A 22210-nucleotide genomic window follows, 5' to 3' on the forward strand; every position below is an offset into this window, starting at 1 on the left:
AACACTGCGCACATGCGCGGAATCATCCTGGCAGGCGGTACCGGGTCCCGGTTGCACCCGATCACTCTCGGAGTGAGCAAGCAACTGGTCCCGGTCTACGACAAGCCGATGATCTACTACCCGCTCTCCACCCTGATGCTGGCCAACATCCGGGACATCCTCGTCATCACCACCCCGCACGACGCGGAGCAGTTCCGCCGGCTCCTCGGCGACGGCTCCCAGTTCGGGGTGAACCTCACGTACAAGGTGCAGGAGGAACCGAACGGCCTGGCGCAGGCGTTCGTGCTCGGCGCCGACCACATCGGCAACGAGTCCGTGTCCCTCGTCCTCGGCGACAACATCTTCTACGGCCCCGGACTCGGTTCCCGGCTGAACCGCTTCGAGAACATCGACGGCGGCGCCGTGTTCGCCTACTGGGTATCCGATCCCAGTTCCTACGGTGTGGTCGAATTCGACGACACGGGCCGGGCGATGTCGATCGAGGAGAAGCCTGCCACCCCGAAGTCGAACTTCTCGATCCCCGGGCTGTATTTCTACGACAACGACGTCGTGTCGATCGCGCGCGACCTGAGGCCGTCGGACCGCGGCGAGTACGAGATCACCGACGTCAACCAGGCGTACCTGCAGGCCGGACGGCTACAGGTCGAGGTGCTTCCCCGCGGAACCGCCTGGCTCGACACCGGCACCGTCGATTCGCTGCTCGAGGCGGCGAACTTCGTGCGCACGCTCGAACACCGGCAGGGGCTGAAGATCGGCGTTCCGGAAGAGGTCGCGTGGCGCCGCGGGTTCATCACCGACGCCGAATTGTGCGCCCGCGCCGACACTCTCGGCAAGTCCGGATACGGGGACTACCTCCTCGAACTTCTCGAACGCGGCAAGGACTGGTGACGTGGAGTATCGGGAACTGAAGGTTCCGGGCGCCTGGGAGATCACCCCGCGGCAGTTCGGCGACGACCGCGGCGTGTTCCTCGAATGGTTCAAGGGCTCGGAGTTCGAGGCCGCCGTCGGGCACAGCCTCGAACTCGCGCAGGCCAACTGCTCGGTGTCCGCCGCCGGTGTCCTGCGCGGCATCCACTTCACCGACAACCCGCCCGGGCAGGCGAAATACGTCACCTGCGTCAAGGGTGCGTTCCTCGACGTCATCGTCGACCTGCGCGTCGGGTCGCCGATGTTCGGGCAGTGGGATTCGGTGCTCATCGACGACGTCGACCGCCGTGCGATCTACCTTCCGGCCGGTGTCGGCCACGCGATCCTGTCCCTCGAGGACGCGTCGACCGTGATGTACCTGTGCTCGATCGAGTACACCCCCGCCCTCGACCACGACCTCCACCCACTCGATCCCGAACTGGGAATCGATTGGCCCACGGTGGGCCGGGACGGCAGCCCGCTGACGTTCCAGCTGTCCGAGAAGGATTCGGCCGCACCGTCTCTGAAGCAGGCCCTGGACGCCGGAGTGCTGCCCACCTACCCCATGTGAGTGTTTTTGCGTGCCCGAGCACTCGATGGCACTCACATGGGGTGGCAGGATGCGGACATGACAACTGACACCGGCGAGCGGTTGGAGGTCCGGCGGGCTGTCGCCGCGGACCCGGCGACGATCTTCGGCCTCCTCTGCGATCCCGTGGGACACGTGGCGATCGACAGTTCCGGGATGCTGATGTCCGCGGAAGGGGACCGCGTCACGGCGGCGGGCGACACGTTCGTCGTGCACATGGACCGCGACGCGTTGAACGACTTCGACCTCGGTCTCTACGACGTGACGGTGACGATCGAGACGTTCGTGCCCGACCGGGAGATCTCCTGGAAGGTTCTCGGCCAGATCCGGCCGCAGATCGGGCACGTGTACGGGTACCGGCTCGAGCCGATCGACGAGGGAACGATGGTGACCTCGTTCTACGACTGGTCGTCCATCGACCCGGTGTGGCGCGATTCCGGGATCTTCCCGGTGATTTCCGAGAATGCCCTGCGCGCGACGCTGGGCATCCTCGCGCGCACGGTCGCCCCCGGGCGTCCGCGACCACAAATCGATCCACAGAATTGAAACGTGTTCTAGTATCGAGTGCGTGAACTTCGTCGTCGTCGACCACCCCCGGCCGGGCATCGCCCTCGTAACGCTCAACCGCCCGGAACGCATGAATGCGATGGCGTTCGACGTGATGATCCCGTTCCGCGACGCACTCGAGGAGATCAGCAACGACAACGCGGTGCGCGCGGTGGTGATCACCGGCGCCGGCCGCGGCTTCTGCTCCGGCGCCGACCAGAGATCCGCGGGCACGCTCCCCCACGTCGACGGCCTCACCCCGCCGACCGTCGCCCTGCGGGCCATGGAGATGCTCGACAACGTGGTGCTCTCGCTCCGCCGGATGCACCAGCCGGTGATCAGCGCAGTCAACGGCGCGGCCATCGGCGGCGGCCTGTGCCTGGCGCTCGCCTCCGACATCCGGATCGCGGCAGACGACGCCTACTTCCGGGCGGCGGGAATCAACAACGGCCTGACCGCGAGCGAACTGGGCCTGAGCTACCTGCTGCCCCGGGCGATCGGCTCGTCCCGGGCGTTCGAGATCATGCTGTCCGGTCGCGACGTGCACGCCGACGAGGCCGAGCGGATCGGACTCGTGTCGCGGTGCGTGCCCGGCGAGGACCTCCTGGACGAATGCTTCGACCTCGCCGAGCGCATGTCGCGGTTCTCCCGGCCGGGCCTGGAACTGACGAAGCGCACGCTGTGGTCCGGGCTCGACGCCGCCTCACTCGAAGCCCACATCCACCAGGAGGGACTCGGGCAGCTGCTGGTGCGGCTGCTGACCGACAACTTCGAGGAGGCCACCGCCGCGCGGAAGGACAAGCGCGAACCCCGGTTCCGGGACCGGCGCTAGGAGTATCTTTCGGACATGTCGAAGCCACCTCTGACACCGAAAGCCGCCGAGATGTTCGCTCGGCCCAATTACGCCACCATCGCCTGCGTCCGACCCGACGGCCAGCCCGTGTCCGTGGCCACCTGGTACCTGTTCGAGGACGGCAGGGTGCTGGTCAACATGGACGCCGAGCGTCGACGCCTGGACTACCTGCGCGGCGACCCCCGCGTCAGCCTCACCGCGATGGACCCCGACGACTGGATCACCCACGTCAGCGTCCAGGGCCGGGTGGCCGAGTTCGTGGACGACGAAGAACTCGCCGACATCGACCGCCTCGCGACGCATTACACCGGCAAGCCGTACCCCGTCCGCGACCGCAAACGGGTCAGCGCCTGGATCGAGATCGACACCTGGCACGGCTGGGGATCGCTGAAACAGTCCTGAACCGACTCCGCGACGACGACAACCGGGCATGACGACCCCCCGCGTCGCAACGGTCCTCGCCGTGGCCACGGCGGTGATCGGCAGCCTGCTGCTGAGCGCACCACCGGTCCGCGAACCGGGGACGCCCGCGGCGACGGTCGCTCAGCCCGCAGCGCCTCCTCCGCCGCCGCCCGTGGTCCTGACCCCGGAGGAGGTCGAGGCCAGGGCGATCCCGGCGATCGTCACGCTCGTCGCGGATTCGGGCCTCGTCGAAACCGCGGGAACGGGGATCGTGCTCACCCCCGACGGCGTCGTCCTCACCAACCATCACGTGATCGACGGCGCCCTCGACATCAGCGCGGTGAGCCTGGGCAGCGGTGCGGAGTACGTCGCGGACGTCCTCGGGTACGACAGTTCCCGCGATGTCGCGGTACTCCGGCTCCAGGGCGCGGGCGACCTCCCGGTGGCGACCCTCGCGAAGGACACCGCCATCGGAATCGGCGACCCGGTGACCGCGGTGGGTAACGCGGAGGGAGGCGGGGTTCCGGTGGCGGCCCGCGGGTTCGTGACCGACGTCGAGCAGACGATCACCGCCCGCAGTTCCACCGACGGTTCCCGGAACCGGCTGAACGGGCTGATCCAGATCGACGCGGCCGTACGTCCCGGCGACTCCGGCGGCCCCCTCGTCGACGCCACCGCCGCCGTCATCGGCGTCAACACCGCGGGCAACGCCGACTCCGACCCCACGAAACCCGCTCCCATTCAGCCGAGATCGTATGCGGTGCCCATCGACATCGCGATGACGATCGTCGATCAGGTCCGCGCCGGAACCACGTCCGCCACCGTGCACATCGGCGACACCCCTCTCCTCGGGATCAGCGTCACCGACGACGATCGGGGCGCCGAAGTGCTCTGGGTCAGCATCGGCACCCCCGCCGACGACGCCGGCATCGAGATCGGAGACGTCATTACCGAATTCGACGGAACACCCGTCCGGTCCTCGGACGATCTCAGCGAACGCATGCTCGCGCGGCACCCCGGCGACGAGGTCGCGGTGCGCTGGTTCGACGAGAGTGGACAACAGCGATCGACGACGATCGTGCTCGAGAAAGGCCCGCCGCGGTAGTCAGGCGGTCTTGTCCCGGGCGACACCGTCTTCCGGTCGCACGCGTGTCGTGACGAAACGCGCGATACGCCGAAGCACCGCACGGCTTTCCGGCAGACCGGGCCACAACGCCGGGAACGCGTGCACCTGGCCGTCCCAGATCTGCAGCGTCGTCGGAACACCCGCAGCGCTCAGCCGATACGCCATCAGCTCCGAATCCGACCTCAGCACCTCACCTTCCGCAGCGACCAGCAGCGCAGGCGGCAGACCCTCGAGAGTCCCGTTCACGGGCGACAGCGCGGGGTCGAGCACGCCGTCCACCTCGCCGCCGAGCTTGCCGATGGTGACGAGCGCCTCCACGGGCGCGAACACGTCGCGGGCGGCATTGGCGTGCACCAGCTTGTCTGCGCAGTCCAGGTCCAGCAGCGGCGACAGTCCGACCAGGCCGGCGGGCAGATCGACGCCCTCCTCGCGGGCCTTCAGCGCGGTCGCGAAGACGAGGAACCCGCCGGCCGAGTCGCCGGCGAACACCGTCCCGCCCGCGCGGGCTCCGTTCTCCAGCAACCACTTGTACGCCGTCAGGCAGTCGTCGACCGAACCGCTGATGTTCGTGTCGGGCAGTTGCCGGTAGCCGACGTGCATCACCGGCAGCCCGGTCAGCTTCGCGATCGTCGCGACCACCGGCCGATGCGTGTTCAGCCCGCAACACAGGAACCCGCCGCCGTGCAGGTAGAGGACGACACCGTCACCCAGATCCGGAGACACCCCCGGCGCGCGCACGATCTCCGCGTCGAATCCGGGCAGTCGCACCTTCTGTCGGCGAATTCCGGACGCGGGACGGATCCCCGCCGCCAAGTCCAGCAACGCGGCCCTGCGAATCGCCGATTCGTTGATCGGGGCCATCCGCACCACAGGCCGGAGAAACCACCTGCACGCCTGGTAGAGAACCTGGGATTCGATACTCGGCCCCGCGAGCCTCGCCCCCGAACGGTACTGGACGATCGGTGTCCCGCTCCGCTGCTGCGCGGACGGCTTGCGGTCGTTCGGCACAGATTTCATGCCTTCTCCCCTGGTCGCCGGTACCCGTCGCCGTTGACGGATACGTAACTTCAACCTTGGAGTACCCGCCGCGGTCGTGTGTCACTCATGGTGGCTTCGGCCCCAAGTCGTTATCCCCTTTGCCCGAATCGTTATCGCAGGCGTGGCAAGTGGGCCATCGAGGGGTCGACTCAGCCGAAATCGAGCTCGTCGAGCTCGTCCACCACGGTGACCTTGCGCTTTCGTCCGCCCATCATCCTGCCGATGCCGCGACGCCCGCCGGTGTCCGCGTTGCCCGAGGGCAGGATCCGCTGCGGCGCCACCCGGGGTCGTGCCACGTGCACGGGGGGAAGCGTCGCGGCCGGGGGTTCGACGGTGTCGGGAGTCGCTACGGGTGCCCGGGGCGGGAGGGGAGGCCGGGGCGGGAGCGGAGCCGGCACCGCGATCGCGGGCGGCGGCGGCAGGACCGGTTCGAAGACCCGCTCGCGGCGAGGCACGTCCGTGTCCCGGAGATCGACGTCGTCGAGATCGACCACCCACCGCACCCGGTTCTCGAGGCCGCGGTCCTGCAGCTCGGCCCAGATCTCGTCGTGCCACGTCGAGGGTTCGCCGCTGCCGAACGCCCGGGAGTTCGCACTGACCCACACCACGTCCTCGGACGGGCGGCGATCGGCGATGTCCAGGACCGTCAGCCAGTTCACCGTGGCGGTGTAGCCGTACCGCTTCTTGCCCACGTACGGGCGACGACGCTGCAACTCGCGACCGGCGATGTCGAGGTGCGATACGTGGGCCGGCTCGATCACGTCGCAGCCCATCGCCTCCAGCTGCCGGGCGAGCGAGTCGACGTACCCGTCGGCCTTGGCCCGGGCGGCGTCCACGAAGACCGACAGGTCCTCCCGGAGCCCGAGCCGGTCGTACATCCGCGCCTGGACGGTCAGGGCGTCGATCATGGCGACGGATTCCCGCTGGTACCGGTGCGCTACCTCGACGAGGACGAGGCGGGGAACGAGCACCCGGCCGCCGTGGTCGAGGGCGTCGCGGACGAACGTCTCGAAGCGCGCGTCTCGTGTGACGGCCGAGGTGTCGAGAACAATCAGCATTGATCGATTCTCACCGAACACGCCTGCCGCGCCAGAGAAGTTGCTGAGTCGTTACCGAAACACCCGGATCGGGGTCATCGCAGCACCCATCGGGGCATTGCCGTGTGGTTGCCCGGCAGGCCCTAGTGGATCTTGAAGATCACCGCGCGCTGCACGACGAAATTGATGACCGTCGCCGTGCCCTGGGCGATGACGAACGCAAGCGGCAGACGCCACCATTCGTCGGGGAAAGCGTGATACATCACCCAGTTGAGGCCCACCTGCACGGCGAACGTGACCGCGTAGAGGACGACGACGGCCACGAAGCGGGCACGGCTCGGTTCGGCCTTGAACGTCCACCGGCGGTTGATCAGGTACGCGGTGGTGGTGCCCGCGATGAAGCTGATCGACTTCGCCACGTTCACGGGGAGCCCGACCACTTCGAACAGCAGGACGTACAGGCCGAAGTCGACGATCGCCGACAATCCGCCGGTCAGGACGAAACGGATGATCTGCGTCTTCAGGTCCAGTGCGTCGTCCGCGATGTTTTCGGTGACGGGGATCTCGACGGGGAGCGGAACGTGCGGTTCGTGCTCGTGACTCGGCTGGGTTTCTGACACGACGACGAGGCTAGCGCCCCGTGAGTACTTGTCGACCGCGTGCGGTGGATAAGCACGCACGGGCCCGCGGGGCCGGCCTCCGGGTACCCTCTACCTCGATGTCCACGACAGCAGAAGAGACGCCCACCCAGGCGCTCCCCACACAGACCCGCACCCTCACCGGCTGGGGACGCACCGCGCCCACCACCGCGCAGGTGCTGTCCACTCCCGACGTGGAAGTGATCGCGCGAGCGGTCGCCCAGGTCGCGGAGCAGAACGAGTCGAAGCCCGCTCACCTGCAGCGTGGGGTGATCGCCCGCGGCCTCGGCCGCTCCTACGGCGACCCGGCGCAGAACGCCGGTGGCCTGGTCATCGACATGAATGCGCTGAACCGGATCCACCGCATCGACCGCGACACCCACCTGGTGGAGGTTGACGCCGGCGTCAACCTGGACCAGCTGATGAAGGCGGCCCTGCCGTTCGGTCTGTGGGTTCCGGTGCTGCCGGGCACCCGGCAGGTCACCATCGGCGGCGCGATCGGCTCCGACATCCACGGCAAGAACCATCACAGCGCCGGCAGCTTCGGCAACCATGTGGTGTCGCTGGACCTGCTCACCGCCGACGGCAAGGTGCGCACGCTGACGCCGAAGGGCGGCCGCAACGACCCCAGGGGCGCGCTGTTCTGGGCGACGATCGGCGGCATGGGCCTGACGGGCATCATCCTCAAGGCGACCATCAAGATGACGCCCACCGAGACGGCGTACTTCATCGCCGACGGCGACGTCACCCAGACGCTCGACGAGACCATCGCGCTGCACAGCGACGGCAGCGAATCCAACTACGAGTACTCGAGCGCCTGGTTCGACGCCATCGCGGCGCCGCCGAAGCTGGGTCGCGCGGCGATCTCCCGCGGTTCGCTCGCGAAGCTCGACCAGTTGCCGGCCAAGCTGCAGAAGAACCCCCTCGCGTTCGATGCCCCGCAGCTGCTGACGTTCCCGGACGTCTTCCCGAACGGCCTTGCCAACAAGTTCAACTTCTCGATGATCGGCGAGCTGTGGTTCCGGAAGTCCGGCACCTACCGCGACAAGGTTCAGAACTTGACGCAGTTCTACCACCCGCTCGACATGTTCGGTGAGTGGAACCGCGCCTACGGATCCAACGGGTTCCTGCAGTACCAGTTCGTGGTGCCGACCACCGCGGTCGAGGAATTCAAGGCCATCATCCGCGACATCCAGAAGTCGGGGCACTACTCGTTCCTCAATGTGTTCAAGCTGTTCGGCGAGGGCAACCAGGCCCCGCTGAGCTTCCCGATCCCGGGCTGGAACATCTGTGTCGACTTCCGCATCAAGCCGGGCCTGAACGAGTTCGTCACCGAACTCGACAAGCGGGTCCTGAAGTTCGGCGGCCGCCTCTACACGGCCAAGGACTCGCGGACCACCGCCGAGACCTTCCACGCCATGTACCCGCGGATCGACGAGTGGATCGCCACCCGCCGCAAGTACGACCCCACCAATGTCTTCGCCTCCGATATGTCCAGAAGGTTGGAACTCTAGTGATCAACGCTGTCGGGAACCCCCAGACTCTGCTGCTGCTCGGTGGCACCTCCGAGATCGGTCTCGCGATCTGCGAGGAGTACCTGAAGAAGGCGCCGATGCGGGTGATCCTCGCCGCGCTGCCGGGTGATCCCGGTCGCGATGCCGCCGTCGCCCAGTTGAAAGCGGCCGGCGCCAACGCCGTCGACGTCATCGACTTCGACGCCGTCGACACCGAGAGCCACCCGAAGGTCATCGACGAGGCGTGGGCGAAGAGCGACGTCGACGTCGCCATCGTCGCGTTCGGCCTGCTCGGCGACGCCGAGGAACTGTGGCAGAACCAGCGCAAGGCCGTCCAGATCGCCGAGGTCAACTACACGGCCGCGGTGTCGGTGGGCGTGCTCGTGGGCGAGAAGATGAAGGCACAGGGCTTCGGCCAGATCATCGCCATGTCGTCCGCCGCGGGCGAGCGCGTGCGCCGCTCCAACTTCGTGTACGGATCCACCAAGGCCGGACTCGACGGCTTCTACCTCGGACTCGGTGAGGCGCTGCGCGAGTTCGGTCCGCGCGTCCTCGTCATCCGTCCCGGCCAGGTCCGCACCCGCATGTCCGCGGACGTGAAGGAAGCCCCGCTCACCGTGAACAAGGAAGACGTGGCCAAGCTCGCCGTCACGTCGGCGGAGAAGGGCAAGGATCTCGTGTGGGCGCCGGGCGCCTTCCGCTACGTGATGATGATCCTGCGGCACATCCCGCGACCGATCTTCAAGAAGCTGCCCATCTAAGCTTCGCCCTCGTGACGGAAGCAGACGTAGCACCGGCCCGACGGTCCCTGTCGACAGCTGTCGAAATGCTGCTGGGGGCCGTCGCGGCCGCAGTGGTGGCGGCGGTCGGACTGTTCGCGTTCGCGCGGGTGCAGTGGCCGGCGTTCAACTCGTCCAACGTGACCCAGGCCGTCACCACGGTCGGCCAGGTCGTGGCCATCGCCGGTATCGCGGTGTCCGTCCTGCTCGTACGACTGCACCGGGCCCCGCGGTTCGCCCGGCTGCTGTCGTGGGCGAGCCTGTCCGGGTTCGTGACCGTCACCCTCGGTCTGCCTCTCGCAGCCACCAAGCTCTACCTGCACGGCGTCTCCGTCGACCAGGAGTTCCGCACCGAGTACCTCACCCGGCTGACCGACTCGGCGGCGTTGCGCGACATGACGTATGCCGACCTGCCGCCGTACTACCCGGCCGGCTGGTTCTGGGTGGGCGGGCGCGTCGCCAACCTCCTCGGCATGGACGGCTGGGAAGCCTTCAAGCCATACGCCATCGGATCGCTCGCCGTCGCAGCCGTCGTGGCACTGGTGTTGTGGAGCAACCTGATCCGCCACGACCTGGCCATCGTCGTGTCCCTCGCGACCACGGCACTCGTCCTGGCCTACGGATCACCCGAACCGTACGGCGCCGTCATCACCCTGCTGATCGGTCCCGCACTCGTCCTCGCCTGGGGCGGGCTGAACCGCGTCGACGGGCGCGGCGGCTGGGGCGCCGTGATCGGCACCGGACTGTTCCTCGGCCTCGCCGCTACGTTCTACACGCTGTATCTCGGGCTCGCCGCCTTCGCGATCACCCTGCTCGCACTGCTCGCCGCGACCCTGCGGATACGCGCCCGGAAGTCGTGGCGGGCGGCGATCGATCCGCTGGTCCGGCTGATCGTGATCGCCGCYGTGTCCGGCCTTCTCGCACTGACGGTCTGGTTGCCGTATCTGCTGAAGGTCGTGGGCGGTTCGCCCGCGGCGTCGGGAACAGCGCTGCACTATCTGCCCGAGGCAGGCGCACATCTGCCACTGCCGATGATCCACTTCTCCCTCACCGGGGCACTGTGCCTGCTCGGCACCATCTGGCTCGTCGCCCGCGCGTCGACGTCGCGGCGCGCGCAGGCACTCGGCGTCGGGGTGGTGGCCATCTACCTGTGGTCGCTGCTGTCGATGGCGGTCACCGTGCTCGGCAGCACCCTCCTCTCGTTCCGACTCGAGCCTGTGCTGATCGTCCTGCTCGGCGCGGCAGGTGTCTTCGGATTCGTCGAATTCGCAGGCTGGCTCGTGCTCGCGACCAGCGACAACCCGCGGGTCAAGGGGGCGGTCCTGGTGATCGGCGTGCTGGGCGCGCTGTCGTTCGTCCAGAACATCCCCAAGTTCCTCGACTCCGACATCGCCGTCGCCTACACCGACACCGACGGCAACGGTGAACGCGCCGACCAGCGCCCACCCGGCGCCGCCGCTCACTACGCGGCAGTCGACGAGCTGATCCAGGCGCAGGTCCCCCGCGACCGCGACGACACGGTGGTCCTCACCGCCGACACCAGTTTCCTCAGCTTCTATCCCTACCTCGGGTTCCAGGCGCTGACGTCGCACTACTCGAATCCCCTGGCGGACTTCGCCGGACGCGCCGGGACCATCGCGGACTGGAGCGAACTCGAGACGCCCGACCAGCTGGTGACCGCACTCGACGCGGCGCCGTGGCGCGCCCCCGACGCGTTCGTGTTCCGCCAGGGCCCCGACGGGTACACCTTGCGGCTCGCCGAGGACGTGTATCCCAACGATCCCAACGTGCGCCGCTACACCGTCACGTTCCCGAAAGAACTGTTCGACGACCCCCGATTCACGGTGTCGGAGACCGGGCCGTTCGTGGTCGTCACAAGAAACTGATCGGTCTGTTCACGTTTATCTCGCCACCTCGCGGGAACCCCGCAGCCAATCAGGGAGGCGGGTATTTCCCGCGCCCCGAGGGGAATTGTCGGGTCGTCGCGAGGAGCGGTCATGCCGGATGCAGTGGAGCCTCGACGTGCCGATAGCGGTGCCGAAGACTATCTCCTCGGCACCGCCGGCGGTGAGGTGGTCGTGCATGCCGGACTCGCCGTGACGATCGGAGCGATCGTCGGTGTCTACGCCGGGCACTGGGTGCTTTTCGTAATCGCCTTGCTCGGCGCCGCCGTATGGATCACAGGCGACGCCGTCGTCCATGTCAGTCGACAAAGGTCGCCGGACATCAGTCCGGCGACCCCTGTCAGGCACCCTGTCGGGCGGGCTGCCTAGTTGAGCTTCTGCGGCACACCGTAAGTCATCACGGTGTCACCGTTCTCCGTCACGGCCATTGCGTACGGACGGATGGTGACCGGCCCGATAGCACCGGAGATGGAGCCATGAACTCCCTGCATCCTGACCACAGCGGCCGATCCGTCGAACTCCTGACCCTCGAGGATCGGAACGGTGGTGATTCCACCGGGCTCCAGGTCGATGTCGAGTTCCTGCGACGGAATGATGTCACCGGCGAGTTCGACGTTCGTCCCGGCATTCAGACCCAGCGAGAGCTCCGGGAGGAGTCCCAGGTCGATTCCGTTGCTCGACCCGATCGCGAACCCGAGTCCGGGCGTGTTCAGGACGATCGTCGCGCCGGCCAGTGCGACCGGGTAACCGATCTGATAGCCGACGGTGAGCTGAGTTCCCTCGAACTCTTCCGCGTTCGGCCCGGTGATGGCGACCCCGGCGTAACCGTTGTGGAAGAACTCCACGCTGGTGGGTACGCCGTCCAGCGGCGGAACTGTCTGATACTGCGTGTCGCCCTGCACGACTTCGATGCGATTTCCCTGTGCATCGATCACGGAACTGGAATTGTCCACGCCGGCCGACGCGGTGCCATTGCCCATGACCATGGCGAGCGCGGCGATGCCAGCGACTGCCACCGAGCGTGTAAACCGTTTGTACCCAAATCGAGATGTGCTGATGTCCGTCATGCCGACCCCATTCAGAGTGCACTGCAACCGATACGAAAAAGCATGCTGAGCGTAACCAGTGGGGCAGGAGAATATCCCTGTATTGATCAGAAGTTCACAAATCAACTTGATGTGATACACGCAACAATCACGAGATCGCAACCAAGGAAGCTCTCAGCGACCTCCGGTACCCTCGGTCGATTGACATCGACCCGAGAACCGGAGGCGCAGCTGCGTGACTGAGATACTCACCCAGGTCGAGACCACTCGGCAGGCAGAGAGCACCAGCACCACTGCTCGCCCTCTCCGCTCCCGTCTCCGGCCACACCCGGCCGATGTCGCGGCGGTCGTCTTCTACGTCGGCCTCGCGGCATTCGTGTTGGCCCGCCAGTGGAAACACCTCGGGACCGGCTATCTGGTGCGCAGCGGCCAGGACCAGACGATGTGGGAGTGGTTCTTCGCGGTCGCCGCACGCTCACTGGTCCATCTGGACAATCCGCTCTCCAGCGACCTGCAGAACTACCCGCTGGGCGTCAATCTCATGGGCAACACGGCGATGTTCGGCATCAGCATTCCGCTGGCGCCGGTCACGCTGTTGTTCGGACCGAACGTCACCTTCACTCTCGCGCTCACACTTGGCCTGTCGGGCACGGCAATTGCCTGGTATTGGGTGTTTTCGCGGCATGTCGTGTCGTCGCGACTCGCGGCCGCCGTCGGCGGTGGTCTGTGCGGTTTCGCCCCCGCCCTGATCTCGCACACCAACGGGCACCCCAACTTCGTCGCCCTGTTCCTGTTGCCCTTCATCGCGCTGGCCGTGATCAGGCTGGGCAGCGGTGCGCGCCCGGTGCGCGACGGCATCGTCCTCGGCTTGCTGATCGCCTATCAGATCTTCCTCGGCGAAGAACCTCTGCTTATCTACGCGCTGGCGTTCGCGGTTTTCGGTGCCGCCTTCGCGGCGTCGCGTCCGCGCGCGGCATTCGCGGCGGTCACTCGCAGCATCAAGGGTTTCGCGATTGCCGGCGGCGTCGCGCTGGCCATCGCCGCCGTGCCCCTGTGGTGGCAGTTCTTCGGGCCCGACAGCTACCGGGCGATCGAACACGGCCCCGTCGGCAACGACACCGAAGCGTTCACCAGCTTTCCGACGTCCTCGCTGGCAGGCGAGCCCGGGTCCGCCGAGTTCAGCATGAACGCCACCGAGGAGAACGCGTATTTCGGCTGGCCCCTGCTGATCCTCCTCGGCCTGTCGGCTCTGTGGCTGTGGCGCATGCCGCTGGCTCGCGCCGCGGCCGCGACCGTCGCAGTGATGGGCGTCCTGTCGCTCGGAACTTCGCTGACGATCGGTGGCTGGGACACCGGAATTCCCCTGCCGTGGAAGCTGATCTCACACCTGCCGCTTCTCGAATCCGTACTCGAATCGCGCTTCGCGATGGGCTGCCTGCCCGCCGCCGCCCTGCTGCTCGCGCTGGGCACCGACCGCGCCCTGGCGTCCGCGCGCGAGGGCCAGCGGACCACCACCCTGCTGTGGGTCGGCTGGCTCGCGGTGGCGCTGCTTCCGCTGGCGCCCACGCCGCTCGCCGTCGTCCAACGCGATACCGCACCGAGTTTCTTCGCCGACGGCACGTGGCGGGAGTACGTCACCGACGGCTCCGTCGTCACGGTGCCGCTTCCCTCCCCGGAGAACGCGCGGATGCTGCGCTGGCAGACCGAGCAGGATCTCGCATTCCCCATCGCCGGTGGGTATTTCGTCGGACCGGCCGGCAGCGAGGACAGGGGTAAGTACGGTCCCGACGACCGCCCCACCGCCCTACTGCTCGCGTCCGCGCAGTCGTCCGGCCAGGTGCCTGCCATCGACGAGGCCACGAAAGCCCAGGCACTGGCGGACCTGAAGTTCTGGAACGCCGACGTCCTGGTCCTGCCGCACACCCAGAACGATCGCGTTCTGCGCGAGACGGTCCAGCAGCTCGTCGGGGCACCCGCGAAGCCGGTCGACGGCGTGTGGGTGTGGGACGTGCGAGCACTGACGTAGGAAAGTCCTACCGCGTCAACACTTCCGGTCCGTCCTCACCGATGGCGACGGTGTGCTCGCTGTGCGCGGCACGGGCGCCCGTCGCCGTGCGGAGCGTCCAGCCGTCGGCCTCGTGCCGGTAGTCGTCGGTGCCGTCGGCGATGAGCATGGGTTCGATCGCGATCACCATCCCGGGACGCAACAGCATCCCCTTCCCGACGCGACCCTCGTTGGGCACGTGCGGATCTTCGTGCATCTGCCTGCCGATGCCGTGCCCGCCGTGGTCGGCGAGCATGCCGTACCCCGCGCCGCGCGCGAACAGTCCGATGGCGGCACCGATGTCTCCCAACCGTTTTCCCGGCCGGGCGGCCGCAATACCGTGCGCGAGAGCGGCTTCGGTGGCCTCGACGAGGGCGATGTCGGCCGGGTCGGCCGTTCCCACGACGAAACTCACGGCGGCGTCCCCGCACCAGCCGGCGAGCCTGGCGCCGCAGTCGATGCTGACGAGGTCACCGTCGCGGAGTCGGTACTCGCCGGGAATGCCGTGCACCACCGCATCGTTCACGCTCGCGCAAATAACCCCGGGAAACGGGCTGGGCGCCCAGTTCGGGTGATAGTTCAGGAACACGGGCTCCGCCCCCGCGTCGCGGATCACCGTCGCGGCCACCGCATCGAGGCCCTGAAGTGTCACCCCGATCGCGGCCGCCTCGCGCACTGCGGCCAGGGCGTCGGCCACCACCCGGCCCGCCGCGCGCATCGCCTGCACCTCGGCCGCCGACTTCAACTCGACCACGGCTCACCCTCCACGTCGGGATCCAATTTCTATACCGGTATTACTATATGGCACATGGTGCGTGTGCCGTTGACAGCAGAGGAACTCGAACGCGGGCAGAGGCTGGGTGAGCTGCTGCGATCCGCGCGGGGAGACATGAGCATGGTCACGGTCGCACTCGACGCGGGCATCTCCGTCGAAACCCTGCGCAAGATCGAGACCGGACGCATCGCCACACCCGCGTTCTTCACGATCGCCGCGGTCGCCCGGGTTCTGGACCTCTCCCTCGACGACGTCGCCGCGGTCGTGACCTTCGGTCCCGTGAGTACTTCTTAACCGCCGCGCGTTAACAAGTACTCACGGGTGGCGGAGCCACCATCGCCTAACATCGTCCTGTGCCGTCCCAACCCCCGCCGCCTGACCTTCGGACCATCCGCACTTCCCGGCTCGTCGCGATCGTCACCGGCCTGATCGGGTTCGTGCTCGCGCTGGCCACCCCGTTCCTCCCGGTGAAGCAGGACGCCGCGTCGATCGACTGGCCGCAGGACGGCACCGTGAACAGCGTCGAGGCGCCACTCGTCTCGTACACACCGCTGGACATGCAGGTGACCGTGCCGTGCTCGGTGTTCACGCAACTCGGACCCGATGGCGGCACCGTCGTCTCCACCCTCCCGAATCGCGCGCCCGACTTCGAGAAGAACGGCCTCATGGTGAAGGGCGGCTCCGGCGGCACGGTCGACGTCACGATTCGCGGCATCTCCCTGATCTCGGCGGACGCCGCGGATGTCCAGGGCTGCACCGCCCTCACGGTCACGTCCGACCACCAGCGGACGTCGGCGGAGATCACGGGCACCGTCGAACCCCTCGCCGGTTCCGTCGAGGGCGACCAGCGCCCGCAGATGGTCGGCCTGTTCACCGACCTGCAGGGGGCGGCGCCGTCAGGGTTGAACGTGCACGTCCACCCGGACTCCCGATTCTCGTCCAGCCCCACCCTGCTCAAACTGCTGGCGATGATCGTGTGCGTCCTCGCAACACTGACGTCGCTGTACGCGTTGCACCGTGTGGACGGCATCGACGGTCGCCGCGCGCGCCGCTTCCTGCCCGCGCACTGGTGGAAGTTCACCGGTGTCGACGCCGTGGTGATCGGGACGCTGCTGCTGTGGCACGTGGTCGGCGCCAACACCTCCGACGACGGTTATCTCCTCGGCATGGCGCGGGTGTCGGAGCATTCCGGCTACATGGCCAACTACTTCCGCTGGTTCGGTGTCCCCGAGGCCCCGTTCGGGTGGTCGTACGAACTCCTCGCGGCGCTGGCGAAGGTGAGCACGGCGAGCATGTGGATGCGACTGCCGACGCTCCTCGCCGCCCTGCTCTGCTGGATGGTGATCAGCCGGGAGGTCATTCCCCGCCTCGGTGTGGCCGTGCGGCGCAACAGAACTGCCCTCTGGACCGGCGGACTGGTCTTCCTGGCGTTCTGGTTGCCGTACGACAACGGGCTGCGTCCCGAACCGGTCATCGCGCTCGGCGCCCTCCTCACGTGGTGTTCCATCGAGCGCGCCATCGCCACCGGACGACTCCTCCCCGGTGCCGTCGCCGTGCTCATCGCCGCGTTCTCCCTCGCGGCCGGACCGTCGGGCCTGATCTGCATCGCCGCCCTGATCGCCGGTGCGCGGCCGATCCTGCAGATCGTCATCGCGCGCGGCCACCGGGTGGGATTCGCGTCCCAGATCCTGCCGATCCTCGCCGCGGGAACCGTCGTGATGGTGGCCGTCTTCGCGGATCAGACATTGGCGACGGTGCTCGAGTCGACGCGGGTCCGCACCGCCCTCGGCCCCAACGTGGCCTGGTTCGACGAGCGGCTGCGCTGGGATTCGCTCATGGGGATCTCGCCGGACGGCTCGCTGGCCCGCCGGTTCGGCGTGTTCGTGATGCTGCTGTGCGTCGTGGTCTGCGTGATGCTGATCCTGCGCAAGGGGAAGGTGCCCGGGACCGCGATCGGACCGTCCCGCCGCATCCTCGGCATCGTGTTCGCGTCGCTGCTGCTGATGATGTTCACGCCCACCAAATGGACCCACCACTTCGGTGTGTACGCGGGTCTCGCCGGCTCCGTCGCGGTGCTCGCCGCGGTCGGGGTGGGAGCCGCGAGCATCCGCTCCAAACGGAACCGCACCCTGTTCGCCGCGGGTGTCCTGTTCATCCTCGCCGTCGCGTTCACCAGCTCCAACGGCTGGTGGTACGTGTCCAGCTACGGCGTCCCGTGGTGGGACAAGCCGCCGATGATCGCGGGCAAGGGCTTCTCCACGCTGTTCCTGGGCCTCACGGTCCTGACGCTGCTCCTCGCCGCCTGGTACCACGTCCGCGAACCGTACGAGAGCGGCAAGAAACCCAACGGCAAACGTGCCCGGATGCTGGCGCCGTCGCCGCTGACCGTCGCGGCCGGTGCCGTCGTCCTGTTCGAGGTGCTGTCGCTGCTGAAGGGTGCTGTCGCGCAGTACCCCGGGTACTCCATCGCGAAGGCCAACATCGAGTCGGTGACCGGCAACTCGTGCGCGCTCGCCGACGAGGTCCTCGTCGAGACCGACCCCACCGCCGCACTGCTGCAGCCGCTCACCCCGGTCACCGACCCGAACGGCGCAGGCGCGTTCGGCACGACGTCCGCGGAGGGCTTCACCCCCAACGGCATCGCCGACGACCTCACCGCCGACTCCGAGAAGATCGCCACCGGCGGCGCGAACACCGTCGACACCGAGACCGACGAGACGACGACGGGCACCAGCTCCGGCACCGGTGGCGGCACCGAGGCCACCGCCGGCGTCAACGGCAGCGCCGTGACGCTGCCGTTCGGCCTCGACCCCGCCCGGACCCCGGTTCTCGGCAGCTACCAGCCGGGCGGGGATCAGACACCCGCCTCCCTCACCACCGGCTGGTACGGGCTGCCCGACCGCAGCGACGACGCACCGATCCTCACCCTCTCGGCCGCCGGGCGCATCCGGTCGGTCGACGCGGACGGCGTCGTCACCCCCGGTCAGAGTCTGAAGGTCGAGTACGGGGTCACCGGCCCCGACGGGTCCGTCACCGCGCTCGGCACCGTCGACCCGATCGACATCGGGCCGTCCCCGTCGTGGCGCAACCTGCGCGTGCCACTCGACCAGCTGCCCGCCGAGGCGAACACGGTCCGGCTCGTCGCGGACGACCCGGATACCGACCCCGGCCAGTGGCTGGCGGTCACACCGCCCCGGGTGCCGACGATGCAGACCCTGCAGACCGTCGTCGGCTCCAGCGACCCCGTGCTCCTCGACTGGGCCGTCGGGCTCGCTTTCCCCTGCCAGCGGCCCTTCGACCACCGCTACGGCGTCGCCGAGGTCCCGCAGTGGCGTGTTCTCCCCGACCGCATCGGCGCCGAGTCCACCAATGCCTGGCAGGACAAGTTCGGCGGCGGCCCGCTGGGCTGGACCGACCAGCTGTTGTCGGCGAGCACCCTGGCCACCTACCTGTCGAACGACTGGGACCGCGACTGGGGCTCGCTCGAGCGGTACACACCGCTCGACGAGTCGGCGACGCCCGCGCAGGTCGAGTCCGAACAGGTGACCAGGTCTGGTACCTGGTCGGCCGGACCGGTGCGTTACTACTAGAAGTGTCCCTACCCTCTGGTAGGCGGCAATATGCCTACTCAGGTTCCTGACATACCATCGACAACCGTGCCCGACGCTCTGACAACTTCCGTCTCCGACGCCGAATCCACTTCGCCACCTGCTCGCCAGGACCGGCGGAGTGAATACCGGACCGCTCGTCTGATCGCCATCGTCACCGGACTCATCGGGTTCGTGCTGGCAGTGGCCACCCCGTTCATGCCGGTGCAACAGACCACCGCAGCGGTGAACTGGCCGGAGAACGGCGTCGTCGGCGACCTCGAGGCACCGCTGATGTCGCAGGTCCCGGTCGACCTGTCGGCGGCGATCCCGTGTTCCGCCGTGGCCGGGCTCCCCCCGCAGGGCGGAATCCTGCTGGCCACCGCCCCCGCACAGGGCGAGGGTGCGGCACTGAATGCGATGTTCGTGCGGGTATCGGACAGGTCCGTCGACGTGCTCGACCGCAACGTCACCATCGCGACGGCGCCGCGCGAACAGGTGCAGTCGGGCGCCTGCACCGAGATCCGCATCACGTCGAACATCGACGCGACGTCCGCCGAATTCGTGGGTCTGACCACTCCGACCGGTGACCCGATCGCCGGTTCCCTCACCGGCGACCTCCGCCCGCAGGTGGTGGGCGTGTTCAGCGACCTCCGTGACGGGGCGGCGCCGGCAGGCCTGTCGTTCACGATGAACGTCGACTCCCGGTTCTCGTCGAGCCCCACGCTGATCAAGCTCGTCGCCATGATCGTGGCCCTCCTCGCCACGGCCGTCGCCCTGGTCGCCCTCGGCCGCCTCGACGGCACGGACGGGCGCGGGCACCGCAACTTCCTGCCGTCGCACTGGTGGAAGTTCACCGGACTCGACACGATCGTCGTGGGCACGCTGGTTCTGTGGCACTTCATCGGCGCCAACACGTCCGACGACGGCTACCTGCTCACCATGGCCCGGGTCTCCGACCACGCCGGCTACATGGCCAACTACTTCCGCTGGTTCGGTGTCCCCGAGGCGCCGTTCGGCTGGTACTACGACGTCCTGGCCGCGATGGCGAAGATCTCGACGGCCAGCCCGTTCATGCGACTGCCCGCCCTCATCGCCGGCATCCTGTGCTGGATGGTGATCAGCCGGGAGGTCGCTCCGCGCCTCGGCCGGTCCGTCCGGCGCAACAAGGTCGCGCTCTGGACCGGCGGACTCGTCTTCCTCGCGTTCTGGCTGCCCTACAACAACGGGCTGCGGCCCGAGCCCATCGTGGCGCTCGGCGCCCTGCTCACGTGGTGCTCCATCGAGCGTTCCATCGCGACCGGACGTCTCCTCCCCGCGGCTGTCGCCGTCCTGATCGGCGCGTTCACGCTCGCGGCCGCCCCGACGGGACTGATGTGTGTGGCCGCCCTGCTCGCCGGCGCACGTCCGCTCGTCCGGATCGTCGTCAAGCGCCACCGCCAGGTGGGGACACTGCCACTGCTGGCTCCGATCGCGGCCGCGGGCACGATCGTCCTGGTGGTCGTGTTCGCCGACCAGACCGTCGCCGCGGTGATGGAGGCCACCCGGGTCCGCACCCTGATCGGCCCGAACCTCGAGTGGTACAAGGATTTCCTGCGCTACTACTACCTCTTCGTCCCGACCGTCGACGGTTCCGTGGCTCGTCGTTTCGCGTTCCTGACGATGATTCTGTGTCTGCTGACGACGCTGTTCATCCTGTTGCGCCGCAAGCGGATCCCCGGCGCCGCCACCGGACCGTCGTGGCGTCTGCTCGGTGTCGTGTTCGGCACGATCTTCTTCATGATGTTCAACCCCACCAAGTGGACCCACCACTTCGGGGCGTACGCGGGCATCGCCGGTTCCCTGGCCGCACTCACCGCCGTCGCGGTGTCGGCGTCCGCGCTGCGGTCGCGCCGCAACCGCACGATCTTCCTCGCCGGCCTGCTCCTCATGCTGGCCCTGACGTTCGCGGGCATCAACGGCTACTGGTACGTCTCGAGTTACGGGGTGCCGTGGTTCGACAAGACCGTCTCCATCGGCGGCCGCCAGTCCAACACGTTCTTCCTCGTCCTGTTCGCGCTGGCCGTCGCGCTGGCCGCCTGGCAGTACCTGCGTGAGGGATTCGCGGCGCCACCCGCCCGCGCCAACACCGAGAAGGGCAGGCGGATCAGGAAATTCGCGGCCGCCCCGCTCACCGTCATCGCCGGCATCATGGTGCTGTTCGAGGTCCTCTCGCTCCTCAAGGGCGCCGTCTCCCAGTACCCGGCGTACTCGCTGGCACGCTCGAACTTCGACTCCCTCACCGGGCAGACGTGCGGACTCGCCGAGGACGTCCTCGTCGAAGGCGACACCAACGGCGGAAACCTCACACCCATCAACGATCCCGCGCAGCCGCTGGCGAACCCCGCCGACCCGCTCGGCGGAGCCGATCCCGTCGGCTTCTCCCCCAACGGGGTGCCGTCCGACCTGACCGCCGACTACGTCGAGGTCAAGCAGGGCATGGGCAACACCGACAACCAGAGCGTCGGGCCCAGCTTCGAGACCGGATCGAGCGCCGGAACCAGCGGCGGCACCGGCAACGTCGGCGTCAACGGCAGTACCGCCAAGCTGCCGTTCGGACTCGACCCCGGCACCACACCCGTCATGGGCAGCTACCAGGAAGGCGTGCAGGAACCGGCGACGCTGTCGTCCAGCTGGTACGCACTCCCCGAGCGCAGCGACGACGCCCCGCTGATCGTCATGTCCGCCGCGGGCCGCATCTGGTCGGTCGACTCGACCGGCGCCCTCACCTACGGTCAGTCACTGCTCCTCGAATACGGCAAGCGTCAGCCCGACGGCACCGTGCAGGCCCAGGGCACCTACCTGCCCAAGGACATCGGTCCCGCACCGTCGTGGCGCAACCTGCGCGTCCCGATCAGCGAACTGTCCCCCGACGCCGACTCCGTCCGGATCGTCGCCAACGATCCCAACCTCACCGGCGACCAGTGGCTGGCCTTCACCCCGCCGCGGGTTCCGAAGCTCGAGACCCTCAACTCGACGATCGGCAGCTCACAGCCGGTGCTGCTGGACTGGGCCGTCGGGCTGCAGTTCCCGTGCCAGCGTCCGTTCGACCACCAGTACGGTGTCGCGGAGATGCCGAACTACCGCATCCTCCCCGACCGCCCGCTGGCCGTCAGCTCGACCGACACCTGGCAGTCCCCGGAGAACGGTGGCCCCCTCGGCTTCACCGAACTGCTCGCCAGCGCCACGGCCATCCCCACCTACATGCGGGACGACTGGGGCCGCGACTGGGGCTCCCTCGAGCGCTTCGACCGGTATTACCCGGACGCCACCGCGGCCACGGTCGACACCGAGACCGCCACCCGCTCCGGACTGTGGAAGCCGGGCACCCTGCGGGTGTACAGCAGCCCATAGACCTGCCTGCCTGCGCCTGCTCTGCTTGCGTCG

Annotated in this window: 19 protein-coding genes; 14 read left to right on the forward strand and 5 right to left on the reverse strand. The window is 68.0% G+C overall.

What is annotated here, in order from left to right:
- Window positions 1-12 precede the first annotated feature (12 nt).
- The 6 genes from rfbA to AC1D1G_RS01905 are packed head-to-tail and all read left to right on the forward strand — an operon-like array spanning window position 13 to window position 4401.
- Entirely contained in the window at window positions 13-888 is an 876-nt protein-coding gene (gene rfbA / locus AC1D1G_RS01880) for a glucose-1-phosphate thymidylyltransferase RfbA (protein ID WP_283353590.1), read from the forward strand.
- Between the two features lies 1 nt (window position 889).
- On the forward strand, window positions 890-1477 hold the full coding sequence (locus AC1D1G_RS01885) for a dTDP-4-dehydrorhamnose 3,5-epimerase family protein (RefSeq protein ID WP_283353591.1): 588 nt from the start codon (window positions 890-892) through the stop codon (window positions 1475-1477).
- A gap of 57 nt (window positions 1478-1534) precedes the next feature.
- Complete coding sequence (locus tag AC1D1G_RS01890) at window positions 1535-2041, forward strand: SRPBCC family protein (protein WP_283353592.1); 507 nt, start codon at window positions 1535-1537, stop codon at window positions 2039-2041.
- 22 nt (window positions 2042-2063) lie between these two features.
- A complete protein-coding gene (locus AC1D1G_RS01895) occupies window positions 2064-2873 on the forward strand; it encodes an enoyl-CoA hydratase (RefSeq protein ID WP_009477166.1) in 810 nt (269 codons plus the stop codon).
- Window positions 2874-2888: 15 nt separating this feature from the next.
- Window positions 2889-3296: a TIGR03618 family F420-dependent PPOX class oxidoreductase gene (locus tag AC1D1G_RS01900; RefSeq protein WP_105414012.1), complete on the forward strand. Its 408-nt coding sequence runs from the start codon at window positions 2889-2891 to the stop codon at window positions 3294-3296.
- Between the two features lie 28 nt (window positions 3297-3324).
- Window positions 3325-4401 carry a S1C family serine protease gene (locus AC1D1G_RS01905; protein ID WP_477950760.1) on the forward strand — a complete coding sequence of 359 codons (1077 nt, stop codon included), beginning with the start codon at window positions 3325-3327 and terminating at the stop codon, window positions 4399-4401.
- Here AC1D1G_RS01905 and AC1D1G_RS01910 read toward each other — a convergent pair whose 3' ends face one another.
- From AC1D1G_RS01910 to AC1D1G_RS01920, 3 genes are all read right to left on the reverse strand, one after another.
- Window positions 4402-5439, reverse strand: a complete 1038-nt coding sequence (locus AC1D1G_RS01910) for an alpha/beta hydrolase (RefSeq protein WP_280781862.1) — start codon at window positions 5437-5439, stop codon at window positions 4402-4404.
- Window positions 5440-5609: 170 nt separating this feature from the next.
- Window positions 5610-6518: a PIN domain-containing protein gene (locus tag AC1D1G_RS01915; protein WP_477950763.1), complete on the reverse strand. Its 909-nt coding sequence runs from the start codon at window positions 6516-6518 to the stop codon at window positions 5610-5612.
- A gap of 122 nt (window positions 6519-6640) precedes the next feature.
- A complete protein-coding gene (locus AC1D1G_RS01920; protein ID WP_280781864.1) occupies window positions 6641-7117 on the reverse strand; it encodes a GtrA family protein in 477 nt (158 codons plus the stop codon).
- Between the two features lie 98 nt (window positions 7118-7215).
- On the opposite strand from AC1D1G_RS01920, the gene AC1D1G_RS01925 reads away from it, so the two are divergent.
- From AC1D1G_RS01925 to AC1D1G_RS01940, 4 genes are all read left to right on the forward strand, one after another.
- A complete protein-coding gene (locus tag AC1D1G_RS01925; protein ID WP_280781865.1) occupies window positions 7216-8649 on the forward strand; it encodes an FAD-binding oxidoreductase in 1434 nt (477 codons plus the stop codon).
- Window positions 8649-9410, forward strand: coding sequence for a decaprenylphospho-beta-D-erythro-pentofuranosid-2-ulose 2-reductase (locus tag AC1D1G_RS01930; protein ID WP_005248822.1), 762 nt, complete (start codon window positions 8649-8651; stop codon window positions 9408-9410). The genes AC1D1G_RS01925 and AC1D1G_RS01930 overlap by 1 nt, the downstream gene beginning before the upstream one ends.
- A gap of 11 nt (window positions 9411-9421) precedes the next feature.
- On the forward strand, window positions 9422-11314 hold the full coding sequence (locus tag AC1D1G_RS01935) for a galactan 5-O-arabinofuranosyltransferase (protein WP_283353595.1): 1893 nt from the start codon (window positions 9422-9424) through the stop codon (window positions 11312-11314).
- Window positions 11315-11425: 111 nt separating this feature from the next.
- The gene (locus AC1D1G_RS01940; RefSeq protein ID WP_283332647.1) at window positions 11426-11701 is read left to right on the forward strand and encodes a hypothetical protein; all 276 of its coding nucleotides are present in this window, start codon (window positions 11426-11428) and stop codon (window positions 11699-11701) included.
- Here the strand turns inward: AC1D1G_RS01940 and AC1D1G_RS01945 are convergent.
- Window positions 11698-12399 carry an MspA family porin gene (locus AC1D1G_RS01945; protein ID WP_280781868.1) on the reverse strand — a complete coding sequence of 234 codons (702 nt, stop codon included), beginning with the start codon at window positions 12397-12399 and terminating at the stop codon, window positions 11698-11700. The two genes, AC1D1G_RS01940 and AC1D1G_RS01945, sit on opposite strands and share 4 nt — an antisense overlap.
- 214 nt (window positions 12400-12613) lie before the next feature.
- On the opposite strand from AC1D1G_RS01945, the gene AC1D1G_RS01950 reads away from it, so the two are divergent.
- The gene (locus tag AC1D1G_RS01950) at window positions 12614-14404 is read left to right on the forward strand and encodes a glycosyltransferase family protein (RefSeq protein ID WP_280781869.1); all 1791 of its coding nucleotides are present in this window, start codon (window positions 12614-12616) and stop codon (window positions 14402-14404) included.
- Window positions 14405-14411: 7 nt separating this feature from the next.
- On the opposite strand, the gene map is transcribed toward AC1D1G_RS01950, so the two are convergent.
- Entirely contained in the window at window positions 14412-15176 is a 765-nt protein-coding gene (gene map, locus AC1D1G_RS01955) for a type I methionyl aminopeptidase (RefSeq protein WP_283332645.1), read from the reverse strand.
- Window positions 15177-15230: 54 nt separating this feature from the next.
- Between map and AC1D1G_RS01960 the strand changes: the two genes are divergently transcribed.
- The 3 genes from AC1D1G_RS01960 (at window position 15231) to AC1D1G_RS01970 (ending at window position 22177) form a co-directional block, all read left to right on the forward strand.
- A complete protein-coding gene (locus tag AC1D1G_RS01960) occupies window positions 15231-15491 on the forward strand; it encodes a helix-turn-helix domain-containing protein (protein WP_005572349.1) in 261 nt (86 codons plus the stop codon).
- 59 nt (window positions 15492-15550) lie between these two features.
- Window positions 15551-18787, forward strand: a complete 3237-nt coding sequence (locus AC1D1G_RS01965) for an arabinosyltransferase domain-containing protein (protein WP_477950768.1) — start codon at window positions 15551-15553, stop codon at window positions 18785-18787.
- A gap of 66 nt (window positions 18788-18853) precedes the next feature.
- Entirely contained in the window at window positions 18854-22177 is a 3324-nt protein-coding gene (locus tag AC1D1G_RS01970) for an arabinosyltransferase domain-containing protein (RefSeq protein WP_280781872.1), read from the forward strand.
- The last annotated feature ends 33 nt before the right edge of the window (window positions 22178-22210 follow it).

The sequence above is a fragment of the Rhodococcus sp. P3_B8 genome (assembly GCF_056402775.1).

Bases quoted from the DNA above. Each gene is read 5' to 3' on its own strand.
- rfbA (WP_283353590.1), top strand. From the start codon at position 13: ATGCGCGGAATCATCCTGGCAGGCGGTACCGGGTCCCGGTTGCACCCG.
- AC1D1G_RS01890 (WP_283353592.1), top strand. From the start codon at position 1,535: ATGACAACTGACACCGGCGAGCGGTTGGAGGTCCGGCGGGCTGTCGCC.
- AC1D1G_RS01900 (WP_105414012.1), top strand. From the start codon at position 2,889: ATGTCGAAGCCACCTCTGACACCGAAAGCCGCCGAGATGTTCGCTCGG.
- AC1D1G_RS01905 (WP_477950760.1), top strand. From the start codon at position 3,325: ATGACGACCCCCCGCGTCGCAACGGTCCTCGCCGTGGCCACGGCGGTG.
- AC1D1G_RS01910 (WP_280781862.1), bottom strand. From the start codon at position 5,439: ATGAAATCTGTGCCGAACGACCGCAAGCCGTCCGCGCAGCAGCGGAGC.
- AC1D1G_RS01915 (WP_477950763.1), bottom strand. From the start codon at position 6,518: ATGCTGATTGTTCTCGACACCTCGGCCGTCACACGAGACGCGCGCTTC.
- AC1D1G_RS01925 (WP_280781865.1), top strand. From the start codon at position 7,216: ATGTCCACGACAGCAGAAGAGACGCCCACCCAGGCGCTCCCCACACAG.
- AC1D1G_RS01940 (WP_283332647.1), top strand. From the start codon at position 11,426: ATGCCGGATGCAGTGGAGCCTCGACGTGCCGATAGCGGTGCCGAAGAC.
- AC1D1G_RS01945 (WP_280781868.1), bottom strand. From the start codon at position 12,399: ATGACGGACATCAGCACATCTCGATTTGGGTACAAACGGTTTACACGC.
- AC1D1G_RS01960 (WP_005572349.1), top strand. From the start codon at position 15,231: ATGGTGCGTGTGCCGTTGACAGCAGAGGAACTCGAACGCGGGCAGAGG.